We start from the raw sequence: 22,030 nt of genomic DNA on the forward strand, positions 1-22,030 counted from the left end.
ATCACCGATGTGGCTGCCGCCGACATGCGGCCGATGGCTCCTGACCGGCCGTCAATCACCGTCCCGCCCGGCGTGATCTCTTGACACTCTTTCGTCGCTGGGCCAAATTCACGGCGTACGCAGGACGTCCCATGTCCGGGTTGTGCATGTGATGTCCTCTATGTCACTCACTCGTGCCCCTTGCGCCACAGAGGTGACCGAGGCCGCTCATGTCACGGCCATTGCGGCAAAGGCATCCCGTCACGGCTGTTCCGGCGGACCCGGCCCGTACGGCAGAAAGCTGGTCCTCGATGCCCCTCCCCGCACCCCTGACCGGCGTCGTCCCGCCGCTGTGCACCCCCCTCACCGCCGACGGGCAGGTCGACACCCGCTCCCTGGCGGCACTGGCCGAGCGGCTCATCGGCGCCGGGGCGCGCGGCCTGTTCGTCCTGGGCTCCAGTGGTGAGGCCGCCTACCTCTCCGACGCCCAGCGCCGTACCGTCATCGAGACGGCCGTCGGCGCCGCGGCGGGGCGGCTGCCCGTACTGGCCGGAGTCATCGACATGACGACCGCCCGCGTCCTGGACCACGCCCGCACGGCCCGGGAACTGGGCGCCGACGGGATCGTGGCGACCGCGCCCTTCTACACGCGCACCCACCCCACAGAGATCGCCGGCCACTTCACCCGGCTGCGGGAGGGAGCCGGCCTGCCCCTCTTCGCGTACGACATCCCGATGGCCGTGCACACCAAGCTGCCCGCCTCCACGGTGCTCGACCTGGCCGCGAGCGGCGTATTGTCCGGCCTGAAGGACAGCAGCGGTGACGACGGCACCCTGCGCCGTCTGCTCGTCCGCGTCCGCGCCCGGCACCCGCGGTTCTCCGTGCTCACCGGTTCGGAGCTCTCCGGGGACGGCGCCCTGCTGGCCGGTGCGCGCGGCATCGTGCCCGGCCTGGGCAACGTCGATCCGCACGGCTACGTACGGCTCTACGAGCACGCGCGGGCCGGCCGCTGGCGCGAGGCCGCCGCCGAGCAGGACCGCCTCGCCGCCCTCTTCGCCATTACGGAGGCCGGTGACGCAGCCTCGATGGGCCGCAGCTCCTGCGCACTCGGCGCCTTCAAGGCAGCCCTCCACCTCATGGGTGTCATCGACTGTCCGGCCACCGCGCCCCCGCAACTGCCGCTCGGCACGCCCGCCGTACGGACCGTCCGCACGCTTCTGAAGGAGGCGGGGCTTCTATGAGTACGCGGGGCCCCAGGGGCAGCCCGGATGTCCCGCGTGACCCGCGTGATGTGACGCCCCGGAAGGCCCGCTGGTACCGCGAGGTGACGGCCCGGCAGTGGAAGGCGATGTTCGCCGCGTGGATCGGCTACCTCCTGGACGGCTTCGACTTCGTCCTCATCACCCTCGTACTGACCGAGATCGCCGACGACTTCGGTCTGAGCACGGTCACCGCCGCCTCCCTGGTGTCCGGCGCGTTCATCACGCGGTGGCTGGGCGGCGCCGTCCTGGGCGCGCTGGGCGACCGGTACGGCCGCAAGGCCGCCATGATCACCAGCATCCTCCTGTACTCGCTCGGCACCTTCGCCTGCGGATTCGCCTGGGGGTACACCAGCCTGTTCGTGGCCCGCCTGGTGATCGGCACGGGGATGGCCGGGGAGTACAGCGCCGGCGCCACGTACGTGCTGGAGAGCTGGCCACCCCGTATGCGCAACCGGGCCTCCGGCTTCCTGATATCCGGGTACGCGGGCGGCACGGTCCTGGCGGCCGAGCTGTACAAGTGGGTGGTGCCGCACTGGGGCTGGCGCTGGATGTTCTGGATCGGGGGGCTGCCGGTCTTCGTCGCCCTATGGGTGCGCCGCTCCCTGCCGGAAGCCGGCGACTGGGAAGCCGAGACGGCAGGCACCGCCGAGCGGCCCCACCCCTTGCGGCCACTGCTGGCCACACGCCTGCGCCGCAGGCTCAACACGGCCCTGGCCCTCCTCGCCCTCGCCGCTCTCTTCTGCGTCTTCACGCCCGTCGGCGCGGGAGCCGTCCCGTGGCTGTCCGTCCTGGCCGCCCTGTGCCTGACCGCGTTCGCCGTACAGCTCGGCGGCCGGCGCCGATGGGTGCTGTACGTGTCCTTGATGGCGACCGTCTTTTGCGCCTTCCTCTATAGCTGGCCCATCCAGGCGCTGCTGCCGACGTATCTGAAGACGGAGCTGGGATACACGCCCTCTCAAGTGACGGACGTGATGTTCTACGCGGGCTTCGGCACCATGGCGGGCTGCTGGCTCGCGGGCTTCGCGGGAGACCGGCTGGGGACCCGCCGTGCGTACGCCTGCACCCTGCTGGCCTCCCTGGCCTTCGTCTTCCCGGTCTTCGCCGTCCGGCACAGCCTGCTGTGGCTCGGTGTGCTGATCTTCGTGCTGCTCGCCCTCAGTCAGGGCATCTCCGGCATCCTGCCCAAGTACATCGCCGGTCACTTCTCCACCACGGACCGCGCGGCGTCACTCGGGTTCGTCTACAACGTCGGGGCGCTGGGCGGGGCGGTGGCGCCCGTCCTCGGCGCCCGCCTCGCCGAGGGCATGCCGCTGGGCCGGGCGCTGGCCGTCCTCACCTTCGTGCTGACCCTGGTCGTGGTCGTCCTGGTCGGCGGGGACGTTCCGCGGCGGCTGGCCCGTCTGCTGGACCGCGACACGCCGGGGGACCAGCTCGTACCCGTTACCGGCGACGCCTGTGGCGACGTGCGTACGTGACGCCTCGGGGCACGCGCACAAGTGACGGCGCGTCAGTACGGGCGCACCCCGGCCGGTGACCGGGCCTTACTCCGTACGGTCCGCCTGCCGCCCCAGGACCACCCCGCGTACGCCGTCCAGTTCGGAGAGCTCCTCCACCAGCGGATGCGCAGATCCCGGGCCTTCCAGAGCGAGCAGGACCTCGGCCGGCACCCGCCCCCGGTCCCCGTCGTCGTATCCGGATCCGTCCCCGGACCCGGGCTCCACCTGGACGTCGGTCACCCGGAAGCCGCTGCGGGTGCACGTCTCCAGCATTCGGCCGAGGAGACCGCTGTGGCTTCGATAGGTCAGACGCAGTTCGATCCGTCCCTCGGCCGGTGCGGGCAGGACCCGTTCGGTGAGCTTGGGGAAGCCGCGCACGATCAGGAAGTGGACCGCCGTCGCGCCGAGGGCCAGCAGGGGCAGGCCGCCCCCGCAGGCCATGCCGATGGCGCAGGTCAGCCAGATCGTGGCAGCCGTCGTCAGCCCGCGGACCGCGTCCTTCTTGACGAAGATCAGTCCGCCGCCGATGAAGCCGATGCCGGAGACGATCTGCGCGGCGACGCGGGAGGGGTCCAGGGCGACGCCGTCCGTACCCAGGAGCGCGCCGAAGCCGTGTACGGACACCTCCATGAACAGCGCGCTGCCCACACCCACCAGAGTGTGCGTCCGCAACCCGGCGCTCTTCTGCTGTACCTCCCGCTCCAGCCCGATGAGCGAGGAGAGCAGCAGCGCGATGGCCAGCTCGGCGAACTGACGCATCCCCTGGCCGTTGTGGAAGTCGAACAAGGGGGCAGTGAGGTACGTGTGCGACATGCGCCTATTGTCCCTCCGCTCCGGCCCGCCCGGGCGGCGCGGCACCCGCGTCGGGGCCGTTGTCAGTGGTCGCCGCTAACGTCGTTGCGGCAGGGGGAAATGGGTCGCGCGAGCGGTGCGGCGCGCGGGAAACGGAGGAGGGGCGATGGCGGCGGGGGACCGGGTGATCGCGAGGTGTGCGCGGCGCGGCGCGTACGGGACTGCGGCGGACGGGCTCATGGCGTACGGGCTCGGGGTCATGGCGTACGGGCGAGCAGCCGTCGTCCGTACGGGTCTTGGGCCGTCCGCCACTTGCCCCGGGGGGCTTGTGGAAAGTGGAACGCGTTCTTAACATCGCGAGTGTTACATCAGTTGTGTCACAGCGGCCGGAGCACAGGGGGCTCGATGGCAGGGACAGGGCACGGTCCGCTGAGCGGGGTGCGGGTGGTCGAGCTCGCCGGCATCGGGCCCGGCCCGTTCGCAGCGATGCTCCTGGCCGACCTCGGAGCCGATGTCGTACGGGTGGACCGGCCCGGCGGGGCGGGGCTGCGCATCGACCCGGCGCACGACGTCACCAACCGCAACAAGCGTTCCGTCCTGGTGGACCTGAAGTCCAAGGAGGGGCCCGGCCGCGTACTGGAGCTCGTCGAGCGCGCCGACGTGCTGATCGAGGGCTACCGCCCCGGCGTCGCCGAACGTCTCGGTGTCGGCCCCGAGGAATGCCTGGCCCGTAACCCCCGGCTCGTCTACGGGCGGATGACGGGGTGGGGGCAGGAAGGCCCGCTCGCCGACACCGCGGGACACGACATCGGCTACATCGCCGTCACCGGCGCACTGGGGATGATCGGTTCCCCGGACGGCCCGCCCGCCTTCCCCGCCAACCTCCTCGGGGACTACGCGGGCGGCTCCCTCTACCTCGTCGTCGGCATCCTCGCGGCCCTCCAGTACGCCCGCGCGGAAGGCGGCAGCGGCCAGGTGGTGGACGCCGCGATCGTCGACGGCACGGCCCATCTGACCGCGATGATCCACGGCATGCTGGCGGCCGGCGGCTGGCAGGACCGGCGCGGCGCCAACCTCCTGGACGGCGGTGCGCCCTTCTACGGTACGTACGAGACCGCCGACGGCGGCCACATGACGGTGGGCGCGCTGGAGAAGCGGTTCTACACCGAGTTCGTCCGGCTGCTGGGCATCCAGGACACGGCGCCCGACCGGGAGGACCCGGCCGCCTGGGGGGAGCTGCGCGAAGCCGTGGCCGCGGCGTTCAGGACCCGTACGCGCCAGGAGTGGACAGCCGTCTTCGAGGGGTCCGACGCCTGCGTCGCCCCGGTGCTCTCCCTCCGGGAGGCGCCCGGGCATCCGCATCTCGCCGCCCGGGGCACCTTCGTCGAGCACGCGGGCGTCCTGCAGCCCGCGCCCGCGCCGCGCTTCTCCCGCACCCCGGGCGCGGTACGGCGTCCGCCCGCCCTCCCCGGCGCGGACGCCGAGGAGGTGGCCCGCGACTGGCAGCTCACCGACGGCGCCACGAGTAGGGCCGGCCTCAAGACCCCGCCGCCGGGGGCGTCCACGCCACCACGACCGTCTTCGTCGTCCGCCGCGTCCCCTTCCCCGTCGTCCGCTCCGTCCCCGTCGTCCGTGCCGTCGCGCCCGTCGCCGTCGCGCCCGGCCACGCCGCAGGGAACCGGTCCCAGGAGGCCCCGCACATGACCGCGCCATCGATCGCGCAGATGAAGCGCCGGATCTTCACCGAGGACCACGAAGCCTTCCGCGGGACCGTGCGCGCCTTCCTGGCCAAAGAGGTGACGCCGCACTACGAGCAGTGGGAGAAGGACGGCATCGTCAGCCGGGACGCCTGGCGGGCGGCCGGCAGACAGGGGCTGCTGGGCCTGGCCGTGCCGCAGGAGTACGGGGGCGGGGGCGAGGCGGACTTCCGCTACAGCGCCGTACTGGCCGAGGAGTTCACCCGGGCCGGCGCCGCCGGGCTCGCCGTCGGCCTGCACAACGACGTCATCGGCCCGTATCTGACCGAGCTGGCGACCGAGGAGCAAAAGCGCCGCTGGCTGCCCGGATTCTGCAGCGGTGAGATCATCACGGCCATCGCGATGACCGAACCGGGCGCCGGCTCCGACCTCCAGGGCATCCGCACCACCGCCGAGGACCGCGGTGACCACTGGCTCCTGAACGGTTCCAAGACCTTCATCTCCAACGGCATCCTCGCCGACCTCGTCATCGTCGTCGCCAGGACGACCCCGGAAGGCGGCGCGCACGGCCTGAGCCTGCTCGTCGTCGAGCGCGGTATGGAGGGCTTCGAACGGGGCCGCAACCTGGACAAGATCGGCCAGAAGGCCCAGGACACCGCCGAACTGTTCTTCCACGACGTCCGCGTGCCCAAGGAGAACCTCCTCGGCGAGCTGAACGGCGCCTTCGTCCACCTGATGACCAACCTCGCGCAGGAGCGGATGGGCATCGCCGTGGCCGGGATCGCCGCCGCCGAGTACCTGCTGGAGATCACCACCCGGTACGTCAAAGAGCGTGAGGCGTTCGGACGGCCGCTGGCCAAGCTCCAGCACATCCGCTTCGAAATGGCCGAGATGGCCACCGAATGCGCCGTCACCCGCGCGTTCCTGGACCGCTGCATCCTGGACCACTCCCGCGGCGAGCTGGAAGCGGTACACGCCTCGATGGCCAAGTGGTGGGCCACCGAGCTGCAAAAACGCGTGGCCGACCGCTGTCTGCAACTCCACGGCGGCTATGGCTACATGACCGAGTACCGCGTCGCCAGGGCATTCACCGACGGCCGCATACAGACCATCTACGGAGGCACGACCGAGATCATGAAGGAGATCATCGGCCGCTCCCTCCTCGCCTGACCGGGCGCCCCGGCCCACCGCCCGCCGACGGCCCGGCCCCGCCGGGACCCCTGACGGCCCCCGCCCGACCCGTAGCCATGTGAAAGGCAGCCTGTCTTGAGTACCGAAGCGTATGTGTACGACGCGATCCGCACCCCTCGTGGCCGCGGCAAAGCCAACGGCGCGCTGCACGGCACCAAGCCCGTCGACCTCGTCGTCGGCCTCATCCACGAGCTGCGCCGGCGCTTCCCGGACCTGGACCCGGCCGCCGTCGACGACATCGTGCTCGGCGTGGTGAGCCCCGTCGGCGACCAGGGATCGGACATCGCCAAGGTCGCGGCCATCGCGGCCGGGCTGCCCGACACGGTCGCCGGCGTCCAGGAGAACCGCTTTTGTGCCTCCGGCCTGGAGGCCGTGAACCTTGCCGCCGCCAAGGTCCGTTCCGGGTGGGAGGACCTGGTCCTGGCGGGCGGCGTCGAGTCGATGTCCCGCGTCCCGATGGCCTCCGACGGCGGTGCCTGGGCGATGGACCCGATGACCAACTTCGCGACGAACTTCGTCCCCCAGGGCATCGGCGCCGACCTCATCGCCACCATAGAGGGATTCAGCCGGCACGACGTGGACTCCTACGCCGCCCTCTCCCAGGAACGGGCCGCCCAGGCGTGGAAGGAGGGCCGCTTCGACCGCTCCGTGGTGCCCGTACGCGACCGCAACGGCCTGGTCGTCCTGGACCGCGACGAACACATCCGGCCCGGTACCACCCCCGAGACCCTCGCCGCGCTCAAGCCGTCCTTCGCCACGATCGGCGAGGCCGGCGGGTTCGACGCCGTCGCGCTGCAGAAGTACCACTGGGTCGAGAAGATCGACCACGTCCACCACGCGGGCAACTCCTCCGGGATCGTGGACGGCTCGGCGCTGGTGGCCATCGGCAACGCCGCGGTCGGCGAGCGCTACGGCCTCACCCCCAGGGCCCGCATCCTGGCGGCGGCCGTCTCCGGAGCCGACCCCACCATCATGCTCACCGGCCCCGCCCCCGCCTGCCGCAAGGCGCTCGCCAAGGCGGGACTGGGTATCGAGGACATCGACCTGGTGGAGATGAACGAGGCGTTCGCGGCCGTCGTGCTGCGCTTCGCCAAGGACATGGGCCTGCCGCTGGAGAAGGTCAACGTCAACGGCGGCGCCATCGCCATGGGCCACCCCCTCGGCGCCACCGGCGCGATGCTGCTGGGCACCCTCGTCGACGAACTGGAGCGCCAGGACAAGCGGTACGGCCTGGTCACCCTGTGCGTCGGCGGCGGCATGGGCATCGCCACCGTCATCGAACGCCTCTGACCGCCCGTCCCACCCCCTTACGGAGAAGCCACAGTGAGCCAGTCCACCACCATCCGCTGGGAACAGGACGAGACCGGCGTCGTCACCCTCGTCCTGGACGACCCGGGCCAGTCGGCCAACACCATGAACCAGGCGTTCAAGACCTCCCTGACGGCGGTCGCCGACCGGCTGGAGGCCGAGCGGGACAGCGTGCGGGGCGTCGTCTTCACCTCCGCCAAGACATCCTTCTTCGCCGGGGGCGACCTGCGCGAGCTGATCGCCGTCACCCCCGAGAACGCCCAGCAGGTGTTCGAGACGGGCATGGGCATCAAACGCGACCTGCGGCGCATCGAGACCTTCGGCAAGCCCGTCGTGGCCGCCATCAACGGCGCGGCGCTGGGCGGCGGTTACGAGATCGCGCTCGCCTGCCACCACCGCGTCGCCCTGGACGCCCCGGCCACCAGGATCGGCCTGCCCGAGGTGACGCTGGGCCTGCTTCCCGCGGCCGGCGGCGTCGCCCGTACGGTCCGGCTGCTGGGCATCACCGACGCGCTGCTGAAGGTGCTCCTCCAGGGCACCCAGTACAGCGCCGTCCGCGCGCAGGAGGCGGGCCTGATCCACGAGGTCGCGGCCACCCCCGAGGACCTGCTCGCCAAGGCCCGCGCGTTCATCGACGCCCACCCCGAATCTCGGCAGCCCTGGGACGACAAGGGCTACCGCATCCCTGGCGGCACCCCCGCCCAGCCGAAGTTCGCGGCCAACCTCCCGGCCTTCCCCGCCAACTTGAAGAAGCAGCTCAACGGCGCCCCGTACCCGGCCCCGCGCAACATCCTGGCCGCCGCCGTCGAGGGCTCCCAGGTGGACTTCGAGACCGCGCAGACCATCGAGGCGCGCTACTTCGTGGAGCTGGTCACCGGCCAGACCTCCAAGAACATGATCCAGGCGTTCTTCTTCGACCTCCAGGCCGTCAACTCCGGCGCCAGCCGGCCCAAGGACATCGCGCCACGCCAGGTCCGCAAGGCCGTCGTCCTGGGCGCGGGCATGATGGGCGCGGGCATCGCCTACGCCTGTGCCAAGGCGGGCATCGACGTCGTCCTGAAGGACGTGTCCCTGGAAGCCGCCCAGAGGGGCAAGGCGTATTCCGAGGGGCTGCTCGACAAGGCCCTGGCCAAGGGGCGTACGACACAGCGCAAGCGGGACGAACTGCTCGCCCGTATCACCCCCACCGCCGACCCGCGGGACGCCGCGGGCTGTGACGCCGTCATCGAGGCGGTCTTCGAGGACACCGCCCTCAAGCACAAGGTCTTCCAGGAGATCCAGGACATCGTCGCCCCCGACGCCCTCCTGTGCTCCAACACCTCCACCCTCCCCATCACGGGTCTGGCCGAAGGCGTCGAGCGCGAGCGGGACTTCATCGGCCTGCACTTCTTCTCGCCCGTCGACAAGATGCCGCTGGTGGAGATCATCAAGGGGGAGAAGACCGGCGCCGAGGCCCTGGCCCGGGCCTTCGACCTGGTACGGCAGATCCGTAAGACCCCCATAGTCGTCAACGACTCACGCGGCTTCTTCACCTCCCGCGTCATCGGCCACTTCATCAACGAGGGCGTGGCGATGGTCGCGGAGGGCGTCGAGCCGGCCTCCGTCGAGCAGGCCGCCGCCCAGGCCGGCTACCCGGCCAAGGTCCTGTCCCTGATGGACGAGCTGACCCTCACCCTCCCGCGCAAGATCCGCCAGGAGACCCGGCGGGCCGTCGAGGCGGCCGGCGGCACCTGGCAGGAGCACCCGGCCGACGCGGTCATCGACCGCATGGTGGACGAATTCGGGCGCCCCGGCCGCAGCGGGGGCGCGGGCTTCTACGAGTACGGGCCGGACGGCAAACGGGCCGGACTGTGGCCCGGCCTGCGGGAGCACTTCACCAAGGAGGACGTCTCGGTCCCCTTCCGGGACATGCAGGAGCGGATGCTCTTCGCGGAGGCGCTGGACACCGTCCGCTGCTTCGAGGAAGGCGTGCTGACCTCGGTCGCCGACGCCAACATCGGCTCGGTCCTCGGCATCGGCTTCCCGGGCTGGACCGGCGGCGTCATCCAGTACATCAACGGTTACGACGGTGGTCTGCCCGGATTCGTGTCCCGCGCGCGGGAACTCCAGGCGGCGTACGGAGACCGCTTCGCGCCCCCGGCGCTGCTCGTGGAGAAGGCCGAGCGGGGGAGAGGTTCACGGACGCCTGACCAAGGAGCCGAGGAACGGCCGGAGCGGGAGAGGCGCGGCGTGGAAGGGAGAAGCGGAAAACCGCCCTACTTGCCGTCCTTCCCGCCCGCGCCGTCCTTCCCGCCTGCCTCATCCGTCCCGTCCGTGCCGCCCCGGCCGCCCGTGCCCAGCCACTCCCGCAGTTCCTCCTTCATCGACCGCTGGAACGCCGTGACCAGTGCCTGGACCACCATCGGCTGCATGTGCGCGGACAGCGACCGCATCCGCGCCACCTCCTGCGCATCCGGCGCGACGTCCTGGTAGGGCTCCCACACCTCGTCCTTGAAGAGCCGGCTCAGTTCCCGTGCCGCCGAGCGGGTGTGCTCGATGACGACCGTACGGGCGGCCAGGATCGTCTCCAGGGCGATCGGGACGTCCAGCAGCCGGGTCCCCAGATGCAGCAGGCCCGGGTCCACCTGGAAGACGTCCGGGTCCGGGGTCCGTACGAGCACGTTCATCGCGGCGAGACGGTCCAGGTCCTCCTCGGTCAGCTCCCGGCCGACCCGCCGCCGGAGCTGCTCGCGCGTCGCGTCCTGCGCGTCGTCCGGTATCCAGCCGGCCACCAGTGCCCGGTGGATGGCCAGGTCCTGGGCGCTGAGGTCCGGCGGGAGCCGGTCCAGGTAGCGCTCGATGGCGGCCAGCGTCATGCCCTGGTGCTGAAGCTCCTCGATCAGCGCGAGGCGGGAGAGGTGGCCGGGCCCGTAGAGACCGACCCGCCGTGGGCCGATCTCGGGCGGCGGCAGCAGTCCGCGCGTGCTGTAGAAGCGGATCGTACGGACGGTGACACCGGCCCGGGCGGCCAGTTCGTCCACGGTCAGGTGCGGATCTCCGGTGGGGCCGGCGGGGCCTGTGGCGTCGGCGGCGGGCTCGCTCATGTTCAACAGTATTGCTGTCTCACCACTGGTGTGAAACCCGTGTGAGGCGCTTCGGTGCCACGCGTACCGCTGTGAGCAGGGGTAATACCCGTGGCTGGAAAGCGACCATGATGCGGTGCAGGTTACACCTATGTATCTTTCCGGCGAATCCGGACAGAACATCAGAAGTGATCATGGTTTGTGATCCAGCACACAGACGGCCGGGCGCTTCTCGGGGAAGGTGTGCCGTCGGCCGGCCTGCGGGACCCGCGAGGTTCGGCCACGGCTCCATCGCCTGCGGAAAGCGAGTTGAACAAGCTGTGAGCACGGAAACCGTCCAGGAAGACGCCTACAGGCCGCCGGGCGGGGGGAAGGCGCCGGCCGCGCAGGACGCGGGTGACGCCGGATACAGCAAGGGCCTCAAGGGCCGGCACGTCAACATGATCGCGATCGGCGGGGCGATCGGTACCGGTCTGTTCCTCGGGGCGGGTGGCCGCCTCCACTCCGCCGGACCCGCCCTCGCCATCGCCTACGCGGTCTGCGGACTCTTCGCGTTCTTCGTCGTACGGGCCCTGGGCGAGCTCGTACTGCACCGCCCGTCCTCGGGCTCCTTCGTCTCCTACGCCCGTGAGTTCCTGGGCGAGAAGGGCGCGTACGTCGCCGGCTGGATGTACGTCGTGAACTGGTCCACGACCGGTATCGCCGACATCACGGCCATCGCGATGTACACGCACTACTGGAGCCTGTTCACCAGCATCCCGCAGTGGGTGATGGCGCTCGTCGCGCTCGCGGTCGTACTGACCGTCAACCTGATCTCGGTGAAGATCTTCGGTGAGCTGGAGTTCTGGTTCGCGATCATCAAGGTCGCGGCGCTGGTCGTCTTCATGTTCATCGGCATCTTCCTGCTGGCCACGCACCACCCGGTCGGCGGCCACACACCAGGGCTGAACCTGCTCACCGACAGCGGGGCATCTTCCCGCAGGGCCTGCTGCCGGTCGTGATCGTGCTCCAGGGCGTGGTCTTCGCCTACTCCGCCGTCGAGCTGGTGGGTGTGACCGCGGGTGAGACCAGCGAGCCGGAGAAGGTCGTGCCCAAGGCCGTCAACTCCATCATGTGGCGGGTGGGCGTCTTCTACGTCGGGTCGGTCATCCTGCTCGCGATGCTGCTGCCGTGGAACAAGTACGACGCCGGCGAGAGCCCCTTCGTCACCGTGCTCTCCCACGTCGGTGTGCCGGCCGCCGGTGACGTGATGAACCTGGTCGTGCTGACCGCGGCCATGTCCAGCCTGAACTCCGGCCTCTACTCGACCGGCCGCATCCTGCGCTCGATGTCGATGGCGGGATCGGCGCCGAAGTTCGCCGGGCTGATGAACCGCAACCAGGTACCGTACGGCGGCATCATGCTCACCTCCGCGGTGTGCGTGCTGGGTGTGGGACTCAACGCGGTCCTGCCCGACGACGCGTTCGAGATCGTGCTGAACATCGCGGCGCTGGGCATCATCAGCACCTGGTGCACGATCATGGTCTGCCACATGGTGTTCGTGCGGCGGACGAAGGAAGGGGCGCTGACGCGGCCACGGTTCCGGCTGCCGGGCACCCCCGTCACCGACATCGCCACCATCGTCTTCCTGCTCGGCGTGATCGTCCTGATGTGGTTCGACAAGGGCGTGGGCCGGCACACCGTGATGCTGGTGCCGGTCCTCGGTGCCGCCCTGGTCGCCGGCTGGTTCGCGGTACGTGGCCGGGTGAACCGGATCGCGAAGGAGCGCGAGGCCGCACGGGCGGCTGCGGGACCGTCCGCCGAATAGGCGGCGCACCGCCGCGAGGGGCGGCGTATCCTCCGGCGACCGCCGGATCGTGAGCAGCGGCCGTACACGCAGTCAGGCGCGTGTACGGCCGCTTTGCGCATGGCGCGGGCAGGTGGCGGGGAGCGCCGGGAGGGGCTGCCCGGCCGATTGTCAGTGCCTGGCGCTAGCGTGACTGTCATGACTGAGATCACGTACGTCAAGGGGGACGCCACCGCGCCGCGGGGCAAGGGCGTCAAGGTGATCGCCCATGTCTGCAACGACCTGGGCGGCTGGGGCAAGGGCTTCGTGCTGGCCCTCTCGCGTCGCTGGCCGGAGCCGGAGGCCGCCTACCGCCGCTGGTACCGCGAGCGCGCGCACAACGACTTCGGGCTGGGCGCCGTCCAGTTCGTCCAGGTGGGCCTCCATCTGTGGATCGCCAACATCATCGGGCAGCGGGGGATACGTACGGGGAGCAAGGGCGTGCCGGTGCGCTACGAGGCGATCGACGCCGGGCTCGCCCGGGTGGCGGACCGGGCCGCCGAGTTGGGGGCCTCGGTCCATATGCCGCGCATAGGCTGCGGGCTGGCGGGCGGCACATGGACCCGGGTGGAGCCGCTGATATCCGAGCGGCTCGTACGGCGCGGCATACCGGTGACGGTCTACGACGTGTGAGCCAAGGCGCGTCCACAAGGCCCAGGACGCGGGCGGCGGCTACCGCTTCCCCGCTCCGCCCGCCTTCCCCGCGTCTCCCGTCACCATCGGCTCGCCCTTCTTCCCGGTCTCTCCTGCCCCTTCCGTTTTCCCCGGCCGCTGACCGGCGGCCGGGGAAAACGCCGGGCCGCCCGGCGCGCCGGTCCCCGCCTCGGCCGCGCGGCGGATGAAGCCCGTCAACACCGTGACCAGGCAGGTGAGCCCGACCGAGACCACGGTCGCCCACATCGTGGCGCGGGCGTAATCGGCGGTACCGGACGCGGTACCGGCCACACCGAAGAAGACCGCGCCGATCACCGCGACCCCGGCGGCGCCGCCGAACTGCTGGGAGGTGGTCAGCACACCGGCTCCCAGGCCGGCCTGCCGGGGGCGGACCTTGACGAGCGAGGCACCGATGAGCTGCGGCAGGGTCAGTCCGTTGCCCACCCCCGCCACGGCCATGGCCAGGGCGATCCACGGCAGCGCGGCCCGGTCCGGCTGGAAGTGGAGCAAAAGCGTCAGGGCGGTGAGACCACAGACCGTGATGGCGGAGCCGACTTGGAGGACACGTAGACCGAAGCGGTTCACCAGACCGCGACTGAGCAGCGAGGCGGCGGCGAAGAGCGCGCCGGTCGGCGCGAAGGCCAGCCCGGCCTGGAAGGGAGCCAGTCCGAACCCGCCCTGGAGCAGCAGCGTCAGGGTGAACATCACGCCCGCCCAGTAGGCCATGAACGTCCCGCCGGTCAACGCCCCGGCCAGGAAGGAGCCTTCACGGAACAGCGTCAGATCCAGTACGGGGTCGCCGCCGCGGGCGGCCAGCCTGCGCTGCCACCACAAGGTGGCTGCCCCCACCGGCAGGGCGGCGGCCAGGCAGACCCAGGTCCAGGCGGGCCAGCCCTCGGTACGGCCCATGGCGAGCGGCACCAGCACCAGACCGAGCGCCGTGGCGATACCGGCGGCGCCGAGCAGGTCCAGCCGGGCCCGGTGTCCGGGACGCACGGCGGGCAGGAACCGCAGGGAGAGGAGGGCCGCGACGGCGGCGACCGGCACATTGATCAGGAAGATGACGCGCCAGCCGAGCCCGAGGATGTTCGCGTCGAGCATCAGCCCGCCCAGGACCTGTCCGCAGATGGAGGCCAGGCCACCGGTCACGCCGTACCACGCCATCGCGCGGCCCCGGCTGTGCACGGGAACCGTAGCGGTGATCACGGCTAGTACCTGCGGCACCATCACGGCGCCGGCGAAGCCCTGGAGCAGGCGGGCACCGACAAGCTGCCCCGGATTCTGGGCGAGGCCGCAAAGGAGGGAGGCGAGTGCGAAGGACAGCAGGCCGAGGATGAAGGTGCGCCGGTAACCGAAGAGGTCGCCGAGCCGACCGCCGGTGATCATGCCGCTCGCGTAGGCGAAGGCATAACCACCGACGATCAGTTCCAGTGCCGAGGGGCCGGCGTGCAGCTCATGGACGAAGGAAGGGGCGGCGACGTTCACCACGAAGAAGTCGAACTGCGCCATGAACCACGCGGACAGCAGCACGGCGAGCAGCGGTCCGAGTCGGGTGGGGGTGATGCGGGCGCGGCGGGCGCCCGACGGTCGGCGGGTATATCGCTCACCCCAGCATCCTGGACCAGCCACGTCCGGGAATGCAAGTGGTGATTGTCGCTGTCACCCCTTACAAGCCTGCCCTTGGGGGTAGGGCGGGGGCGGGGTCAGCCGGCCGTCACCGGGTAGTGGTCGGAGAGGTTGGTGTAGGTGTAGTCCTTGCCCCAACTGGACACCGTCCAGGGCGCGGACTGCTCCTTGACCACGTGGTTGTTCCAGGAGGCGGGGCGGGCGTGACCCCGGCGGTGCAGGATGTAATCCAAATCCTCGCGAGGGTCGGAGGGGTACCGGTCCCTGGCTATGGAGTTGTCCTGGGTGTCGAAGGAGTACGGGTGCCCCGTACGGGAGTCGGCGGGCGCGAGGTCGGCGTCGGCGAGCATCGCGGCGTACTCCGTGCTGCGGGAGTCGATGTTGAAGTCGCCGGCCACCATGACCTCTTCGCCTGCCGGGATGTTCTTGGCGTCCAGGAAGGCGTCCATCTCCTTGAGCTGCTTGGCGCGGATCGCCGCTGCCTGTCCCGTACCGCAGCCCGAGTCGGTGGACTGGGTGTGGGTCCCCACGACATGCACCTTCGTCCCGTCGACGTTCAGCACCGCGTAGACGAAGCCCTTGTTGGAGTAGGAGTCCGAACCGCAGGCGTCCTTGTAGACGTACTGCTCCTTGCGGAGGATCGGCCACTTGCTCAGGACCGTGACGCCGCCGTCCTCCGGCGTCATGGCGGAGTACGCGCCCCCGGTGGCGTCCCAGCCGCCCTTGCCGCGCCCCATCACCGGGGTCTGGTACGGATACTGCGCCGAGGCGTTGGACATCAGCGTCTGCGAGGCGGAGTTGTCGAACGCCTTCTGGAGGACGACGACGTCCTGGCCCCGGAAGAAGTCCGCGGCGGCGATGGCCTTGGCGCGGTGCTCCTGGCCCCAGTTCGGGTAGAGGGCCTTGTTGAAGAGGAAGGTGTTGTACGTGAGCACCTTCAGGGCAGGCGCGGTGGCCGTCCTCGCGGCGGCCGTCGCGGGGCGGAGCCCGTACGGGACGCGGCCGGTGCGGCGGGCGCCGCGGCGACCAGCGTGGCGGCGGCGAGTGCGGTGACGAGCGCGGCCGTCTGGGCGCGGCGCGGCATGGAGTGCGGCACTGAAACTCCCGGTGAGGATGTGCTGAGGGGAATGATCACCGCACATCAAAGCAGCCGGGGTTACTTATGAACATCCTTTGCGCGTCCGGAAGATGGACGGCAAACAGCGCTTCTCCGCTGTTCCGCCATGCCCGCCGCACCGCCGCACCGCCGCACCGCCGCACCATCGCGCCTTTGGGCCGTTGCGGTTCTTCCGGGGAAACGCGCAGGCCCGTCGCACCGCCCTGGGGGAGGCGGTGCGACGGGCCTCGGTGTGATCGCCCGGATCAGTGCTCGTGGATGTGGTTCGTGGCCTGGATCTGCTTCCAGGACCTGGGCTGTACGGGCTTGCCGGCCGGGGCAGATCCTGTGCGGATCGACGCCTTCTTCGCCGCCGGCGCCGCGGGCTTGGACGGCTGGAACAGCCAGGTGTCGAAGAGCTCGGCCAGCGGCTTGCCCGACACCCGCTCCGCGAACTTCACGAAGTCGTTCACCGAGGCGTTGCCGTACTTCTTCTCCGTAGGCCAGGACTTGAGGATCTGGAAGAACTTCGTGTCACCGACCTTGTTGCGCAGCGCCTGGAGGGCCAGCGCGCCACGGTCGTACACCGCGATGTCGAACTGGTTGTCCGGACCCGGGTCGCCCGGCTTGACCTTCCAGAACGGGTCGTCGGCCGGGTGCTGGGCGTACACGTAGTCGGCCAGCTCCTGGCCCGTGCCCTCGCCCTCCTTCTCCGACCACAGCCACTGGCTGTAGCGGGCGAAGCCCTCGTTGACCCAGATGTCCTTCCAGTCCTTGACGGACACGCTGTCGCCGTACCACTGGTGTGCCAGCTCGTGCACCACCACGGAGACGTTCGCTCCGTTGTCGAACGCCTTCTTCCCGTAGAACGGACGGGTCTGGGTCTCCAGAGCGTATCCGGCCGGCACGTTCGGGACGTACCCGCCCACCGAGTTGAAGGGGTAGGGGCCGAAGACGGTCTGCAGCCACTCGGTGATCTCGGTGGTGCGCTCCAGGCTCGCCCGCGCCGAGCCCTCGTTCGCGCCGAGGTCCTTGCTGTAGGCGGTGATGACCGGCAGACCGTCGGCGGTGGTGTCCTTGACGACGTCGAACTTGCCGACGGCCAGGGTCGTCAGGTACGGCGCCTGCGGCTTGTCCGAACGCCAGTTGTAGCGCGTCCAGCCCAGCTTGGAGGACTGCCCGAGCAGCACGCCGTTGCTCAGCGCCTGGTTGCCGTCCGGCACCGAGACGGAGATGTCGTACGTGGCCTTGTCGGTGGGGTGGTCGTTGCTGGGGAACCACCACACCGCGGAGTCCGGCTCCTGCGCCACCACACCGCCGTCGGGCGTACGGGCCCAGGCGGTGTAGCCGTCTATCTTCACCTCGGAGGGCTTGCCCGCGTAGCGCACGACGACGCTGATCTGCCTGCCCTTCTCCAGCGGCGCGGCGGGAGTGACCTCCAGCTCGTGCTTGCCGGAGGTGGCGAACGACGCCTTCTTGCCGTTGACCCGGATCTCGCTGACCTTCAGCGCGAAGTCGAGGTTGAAGCGGGAGAGGTCCTGGGTGGTCCTGGCGAGCAGCGTCGCCGTGCCCTCCAGGAGGTCCGTCTTCGGCTGGTACTTGAGCCGCAGGTCGTAGTGGGAAACGTCGTATCCGCCGTTTCCGCTCTCGGGGTAGTAGGTGTCGCCCACACCCGGAGCGCCGGGTGTGCCGTCGGCCGCGGATGCCGGGATCGCCAGCAGCAGACTGAGCGCGGCGGCGCCCGGGACGAGGAGTCTGTGACGCACGGGTCCTCCAACTCGAAGGGAAAGTCGATCTCTTCAGACCCTATGTACTCGTCCGTGGCCCGTCATGTCCATGGCTGCACCTGACACATGACCGTCATCCGGCCGACACGCGTGGCCCGGCACCGCCCGGACCGTCCGTATATGAGGTTGGTTGTGCGTTCCACCGGCACCGCCGGGTGCGTCCGAGCTCATCCGGCCCCGCCTCACGCATCACGCGCGCGCTCATACGTACACTCACGTCCCCTTACGCACGGGAGTGCGACCGCGCTACCGTCCGCCCCGTGAGGACACCTGTGCGAGTCATCAAGGAGGAAGCCCCCTCGTGACACTCCGCCCCCGTCGTCTCGCCCTCGTGGCTGTCGCCGCCGCGCTGGCCGTCACGCTGCCGGTCCCGCCCGCCGGAGCGACCGGCCCGAACGCTGCCCGCACCGCGTCCGCCGACGCCTCCCGCACCGCTTCCACCCACGCCTCCCGCACCGGCCCCTCCGGCGTTCCGCGGACCGGCTTCGAGACCAGCCACGGTGCCCGCTGGACCACCCAGGACCAGGAGCGGGACTTCCTCGCGGCCGTCGACCGGGCGAGCGATCGCGTACGGACCGAGCGCATCGGGACGACCGTACGGGGCCGCCCGTTACGGCTCGTACGGATCGGCGCCCCGGCCCCCAAAAGTGTCCCCGAGGTGCGGCGCGGCAACTCCGTCCTGCTGATCTGCTCACAGCACGGCGATGAGCCGTCGGGGCGCGAAGCCTGTCTGTCCACCGTCCGTGACCTCGCCTTCGCCGAGGACCCGGCGACCCGCCGCTTCCTGGAGCGGACGAGCGTGCTGGTCGTGCCGACCGCCAACCCGGACGGACGGGCCGCCGGCACCCGCGGCAACGCCGACGGCGTGGACGTCAACCGCGACCACCTCGCGCTGAAGACCGCCGAGGGCCGGGCGATGGCCGCCGTCATCCGCGACCACCGCCCCGATGTCATCTACGACCTGCACGAATACGGTGCCACGACCCCGTACTACATGAAGGACGTACTCGCGCTGTGGCCACGGAACCTGAACACGGCGGGCCCGGTGCACCACGAGTCCGCCGTACTCTCCGAGGACTACGTGCGGGCCACCGCGCGCCGGGCGGGGTTCAGCACCGGCGTGTACGGCATATGGACCGACCCGGTGACCGGCGATCCCATGAAGCAGGTGGCGGGTGACGGGCAGGAGCGGATCCTGCGGAACACCGCGGGGGTGAAGAACTCCCTCGGCGTCCTCGTCGAGACCCGCGTCGACGCGCTCACGGACGCGGAGAAGGCCGATCCGGCGCTGAACAACCGCCGCCGTGTCGGCTCACAACTCGCGGGGCTCAAGGGCCTGTTTTCCTTTGCCGAGCGGCACCGGGCCCGCGTGGAGATCGCGACGACGGCCGCACGGCTGGCCGGGTTCGCCGACCGCGGGCCGGTCTACCTCGGCGGCGCGGACAACGAACCGCCCGCCGCTGAGAAGGTCCTCAAGAACCCGCCGTGCGCCTACCGCCTGGACGCCGCGCAGTTGGCGCAGGTCGGGGACGAGTTGCGGCTGCACGGGGTGACCTGGCGCCAGGACGGAGCGGGCGCCGTGGTCCCGCTGCGCCAGTCGATGCGCGCTCTGGTGCCGCTGCTGCTGGACGGGCGGGCGCAGTCCCCGCTGACGGCGGCGGCCCCGGTGGAACACTGCCGGGCGCCGGGCGCCGGCCGGTGAGCCGTGGGCGCCGTGGACGATGTGGGGCCCGTGTCGCGCACGCCGTCCACGGCGCCCACAGCGTCCATGGCGCCCGGTCATGTCCGCTCCGCGCCCCGTTGCGCGACCGTGGCTCCGCCCCGTCCTTCGCCCCCGTTTCCGTACCTGCCTATGACTCCTTCCCTGCGCCGGCCTGAGGCTCCGCCCCCGTACCCGCCTAAGACTCCGCCCCCGTCTCCCGCAGGATGCGCGCGACCTCCTCGGCGCAGCCCCACGACACCGTCACACCCGCGCCGCCGTGCCCGTAGTTGTGCACGCACAGCGCCCCGTTCGGCAGCCGCTCCGCCTCCAGCCGTACGGCGGAGCGCGCCGGACGCAGTCCCACCCGGTGCTCCAGGACCCGGGCGTGCGCCAGTTTGGGATGGATGCGCGCACAGCGTTCGACGATCGCCTCCGCGACCGCGGGGGAGGGCTCGCGGGACCAGGCGTGCTCCTGCGCCGTGCCGCCGAGCACCACCCCGTACGGCTGCGGCAGGATGTACGTCGTGGCGCTCGCGCCGGAGTGCGCGGCCACGAACCACTCCTCGACGCCCGGGTTCTCCACGATCACCAACTGCCCTTGTACGGGGTGTACGCGCACGTCGGGGACGAGTTCGCGGGCGCCCAGCCCGGAGCAGTTCACGACCGTGCCGGCCATCCGGCCCGCCTCTTCCAGCGAGCTGACCGGCCGGCGCTCGACCGTCCCGCCCGCAGCGGCCAGCCGCCGTTCCAGGTAAGCCAGGTGGACGGGCATGGTCACCAGCGGCGTACGCGCCCGCCAGCCCGAGCCGTACCCCTCGGGCAGTTCGTCGGTGCGGGCCCGCCGCAGCCCCGGAACCGCCGCGCGCCATGCGTCCGGGTTCCAGCCACCGGCGTCCGTCATGATCCCGGAGGCCAGGCGCACGCCGGTCTCCGCCGACCGCCGCGCCAGCTCCCCGAAGACGTGGAAGGAACGCACGGACCACTCCACCGCTCGCTCCTCGGGCTGGATGCGGTAGGGCCAGCACAGCCCGCCGGCCACTGCCGATGTCGTCCCGCCGGCCGGATCGCGGGTCAGGACCCGCACCCGTCGTCCGCTCTCCGCCAGCGTGACGGCGGCCGTCAGTCCGATCACGCCGCCACCGACCACAATCACATCGCTCGTCATGTCTGGACGCTATCCCGTACCTCACGCGCAGGCGAGAGCCGTGAACGGGAGCTACGGGCGGCAGCCGGGAACGGGCGCCGCGGGGGTGGCCGGGCGCGGTGCCGCGGGGGCGCGGTGACCGAGCGGCCGGTCAACCACATCGGGGCGTACGCCCGTTGGGGTCAAGAGCGCGGAGCGGCGGGACGGTGGCGAGCAGGGTGGGACGCCGGGGAACGGCGGGAGGCGATGTCCGCCGGCGGGCGCATATCGGCTTCCGCGTGGGGATACTCAGGACATGTCTGAGGAATACGCGACGTTCGGGCTGGCGCCGGCCATGCGCGCCGGTGGCGTGCTCTCCGGCGGCGCGTACCAAGTCCACCGGGACTTCCTGGACTTCATCATCGACGGCAGACCGCTGCTGCTGCGCCTGGCCGACCTGGACGCGGTCTCGCCGCTCGCCTCCGACCTCGGCCCTTCCCTGTTCACCGCCCATGTGCGACGGCTGCTGCTGGAGTCCCGTGCGCCGCTTCCCGGGGGCGTTATGTGATCTACGGGTGCCCGGAGTGCACGGGGCTGGAATGCGGCGCGGTCACCGCCGTCATCGAGCGGAGCGGCGGGGGTGGTGCGCAGGGCGAAGGCGGCGAAGACGGAGAAGACGGAGAAGACGGCGAAGTGATCGTGTGGCGGGACTTCGCCTGGCAGACGGACGAGACGGTGGACCTCGGGCTCAACGGCTACACCGGGATCGGCCCCTTCCGCTTCCGCGGCGCGCAGTACCGGGCCGCGCTGGAACGGCTGCTGTCCGCCGACGGCGAGCACGCCGCGGCGGCCACCACCCGCCGGGTGCTGCTGATCGGACGGCGGGTCGCGGTACCGGCCAGGCTGGCCGCCGCGCTGCGCGGGATCGGCATCGGCGCGGAGATCGTCCGCGACGCCGACGGCGTATCCCCCGAGGAGCTGCGGTCCTACGGAGCGGTGGCTTTCGCACGCGAGATAGGGGAAGGGGAACGGGCCGCCGTACGGGACACCTTCCTGGCCGCCGGGTCGGGAGCCGTCTTCGTGGACGGCCTGGCGCCGGTCGTCCCGCTGCTCCTCGCCCAGATCGAGCAGGCGCTGGACCGCTCTCCCGAGGACCAGCGACGGCTGCTGCGGCTGACGGCCGTCCCCGGGGAGGCCGTGGTCGCGGTCGCCGCACCCTGCCGGGTCCGGCTCATGGTGTACCGCACCGACCGGCTCCTGCGGTCCCGGTCGAAGGGCATCGAGCTGTTCGACGGCCGGCTGGAGCCCGGGGCGCACCGGCTGGTGGTGGACGAGCGGGCGACGGGAGGCCGGGCGTTCCTGGTGGCTCGTACGAACGGGGGAGTGCTGGTCACGGCGGTGTCCGGGGGCTGAGGGCCATGGGCGGGGGC

At 71.0% G+C, this 22,030-nt stretch carries 12 protein-coding genes and 4 pseudogenes; 10 read left to right on the top strand and 6 right to left on the bottom strand.

What is annotated here, in order from left to right:
* The first annotated feature begins 290 nt into the window (after nt 1–290).
* Nucleotides 291–1,220 (top strand): dihydrodipicolinate synthase family protein, encoded by a 930-nt coding sequence (locus KGS77_RS30875; protein ID WP_242586398.1) that lies wholly within the window; start codon nt 291–293, stop codon nt 1,218–1,220.
* Entirely contained in the window at nt 1,217–2,716 is a 1,500-nt protein-coding gene (locus tag KGS77_RS30880) for a sialate:H+ symport family MFS transporter (protein WP_277994289.1), read from the top strand. Before KGS77_RS30875 ends, KGS77_RS30880 begins: the two co-directional genes overlap by 4 nt.
* A 66-nt stretch (nt 2,717–2,782) precedes the next feature.
* On the opposite strand, the gene KGS77_RS30885 is transcribed toward KGS77_RS30880, so the two are convergent.
* Entirely contained in the window at nt 2,783–3,550 is a 768-nt protein-coding gene (locus KGS77_RS30885) for an MgtC/SapB family protein (RefSeq protein ID WP_242586399.1), read from the bottom strand.
* Nucleotides 3,551–3,934: 384 nt separating this feature from the next.
* Here KGS77_RS30885 and KGS77_RS30890 point away from each other — a divergent pair, with 384 nt between their 5' ends.
* The 4 genes from KGS77_RS30890 (at nt 3,935) to KGS77_RS30905 (ending at nt 10,197) form a co-directional block, all read left to right on the top strand.
* Nucleotides 3,935–5,233 (top strand): CaiB/BaiF CoA-transferase family protein, encoded by a 1,299-nt coding sequence (locus KGS77_RS30890; RefSeq protein WP_242586400.1) that lies wholly within the window; start codon nt 3,935–3,937, stop codon nt 5,231–5,233.
* Between the two features lie 20 nt (nt 5,234–5,253).
* The gene (locus tag KGS77_RS30895; protein WP_242587794.1) at nt 5,254–6,396 is read left to right on the top strand and encodes an acyl-CoA dehydrogenase family protein; all 1,143 of its coding nucleotides are present in this window, start codon (nt 5,254–5,256) and stop codon (nt 6,394–6,396) included.
* Nucleotides 6,397–6,492: 96 nt separating this feature from the next.
* Entirely contained in the window at nt 6,493–7,707 is a 1,215-nt protein-coding gene (locus KGS77_RS30900; protein ID WP_242586401.1) for an acetyl-CoA C-acetyltransferase, read from the top strand.
* Nucleotides 7,708–7,740: 33 nt separating this feature from the next.
* Entirely contained in the window at nt 7,741–10,197 is a 2,457-nt protein-coding gene (locus KGS77_RS30905; protein WP_347404551.1) for a 3-hydroxyacyl-CoA dehydrogenase NAD-binding domain-containing protein, read from the top strand.
* Nucleotides 10,198–10,556: 359 nt separating this feature from the next.
* Here the strand turns inward: KGS77_RS30905 and KGS77_RS35115 are convergent.
* A pseudogene (locus tag KGS77_RS35115) lies at nt 10,557–10,970 on the bottom strand (MerR family transcriptional regulator); the annotation flags it as partial.
* A gap of 137 nt (nt 10,971–11,107) precedes the next feature.
* Here KGS77_RS35115 and KGS77_RS30915 point away from each other — a divergent pair.
* Nucleotides 11,108–12,594 (top strand): annotated as a pseudogene (locus KGS77_RS30915) (amino acid permease).
* A 177-nt stretch (nt 12,595–12,771) separates the two neighbouring features.
* Nucleotides 12,772–13,245, top strand: coding sequence for a macro domain-containing protein (locus KGS77_RS30920; protein ID WP_242586403.1), 474 nt, complete (start codon nt 12,772–12,774; stop codon nt 13,243–13,245).
* 39 nt (nt 13,246–13,284) lie between these two features.
* Here the strand turns inward: KGS77_RS30920 and KGS77_RS30925 are convergent, their stop codons facing one another.
* From KGS77_RS30925 to KGS77_RS30935, 3 genes and pseudogenes are all read right to left on the bottom strand, one after another.
* Entirely contained in the window at nt 13,285–14,895 is a 1,611-nt protein-coding gene (locus tag KGS77_RS30925; protein WP_242586404.1) for an MFS transporter, read from the bottom strand.
* Nucleotides 14,896–14,969: 74 nt separating this feature from the next.
* Nucleotides 14,970–15,976, bottom strand: a pseudogene (gene sph / locus KGS77_RS30930) (sphingomyelin phosphodiesterase).
* 278 nt (nt 15,977–16,254) lie between these two features.
* Entirely contained in the window at nt 16,255–17,754 is a 1,500-nt protein-coding gene (locus KGS77_RS30935; protein ID WP_242586405.1) for a M1 family metallopeptidase, read from the bottom strand.
* 322 nt (nt 17,755–18,076) lie between these two features.
* Between KGS77_RS30935 and KGS77_RS30940 the strand changes: the two genes are divergently transcribed.
* Nucleotides 18,077–19,477 carry a M14 family metallocarboxypeptidase gene (locus tag KGS77_RS30940; RefSeq protein ID WP_242586406.1) on the top strand — a complete coding sequence of 467 codons (1,401 nt, stop codon included), beginning with the start codon at nt 18,077–18,079 and terminating at the stop codon, nt 19,475–19,477.
* Nucleotides 19,478–19,673: 196 nt separating this feature from the next.
* Here the strand turns inward: KGS77_RS30940 and KGS77_RS30945 are convergent, their stop codons facing one another.
* Nucleotides 19,674–20,642 carry an FAD-dependent oxidoreductase gene (locus KGS77_RS30945; protein WP_242586407.1) on the bottom strand — a complete coding sequence of 323 codons (969 nt, stop codon included), beginning with the start codon at nt 20,640–20,642 and terminating at the stop codon, nt 19,674–19,676.
* Between the two features lie 274 nt (nt 20,643–20,916).
* Here KGS77_RS30945 and KGS77_RS30950 point away from each other — a divergent pair.
* A pseudogene (locus tag KGS77_RS30950) lies at nt 20,917–22,013 on the top strand (oxidoreductase).
* Nucleotides 22,014–22,030: the final 17 nt, after the last annotated feature.

Origin of the sequence: Streptomyces sp. MST-110588, from assembly GCF_022695595.1 — a bacterium.
Taxonomy (GTDB): Bacteria; Actinomycetota; Actinomycetes; order Streptomycetales; family Streptomycetaceae; genus Streptomyces.

Excerpts from the sequence above, each read along its gene's own strand:
- KGS77_RS30885 (WP_242586399.1), bottom strand. The coding sequence starts at position 3,550 with ATGTCGCACACGTACCTCACTGCCCCCTTGTTCGACTTCCACAACGGC.
- KGS77_RS30945 (WP_242586407.1), bottom strand. The coding sequence starts at position 20,642 with ATGACGAGCGATGTGATTGTGGTCGGTGGCGGCGTGATCGGACTGACG.
- KGS77_RS30880 (WP_277994289.1), top strand. The coding sequence starts at position 1,217 with ATGAGTACGCGGGGCCCCAGGGGCAGCCCGGATGTCCCGCGTGACCCG.
- KGS77_RS30875 (WP_242586398.1), top strand. The coding sequence starts at position 291 with ATGCCCCTCCCCGCACCCCTGACCGGCGTCGTCCCGCCGCTGTGCACC.
- KGS77_RS30895 (WP_242587794.1), top strand. The coding sequence starts at position 5,254 with ATGAAGCGCCGGATCTTCACCGAGGACCACGAAGCCTTCCGCGGGACC.
- KGS77_RS30920 (WP_242586403.1), top strand. The coding sequence starts at position 12,772 with ATGACTGAGATCACGTACGTCAAGGGGGACGCCACCGCGCCGCGGGGC.
- KGS77_RS30890 (WP_242586400.1), top strand. The coding sequence starts at position 3,935 with ATGGCAGGGACAGGGCACGGTCCGCTGAGCGGGGTGCGGGTGGTCGAG.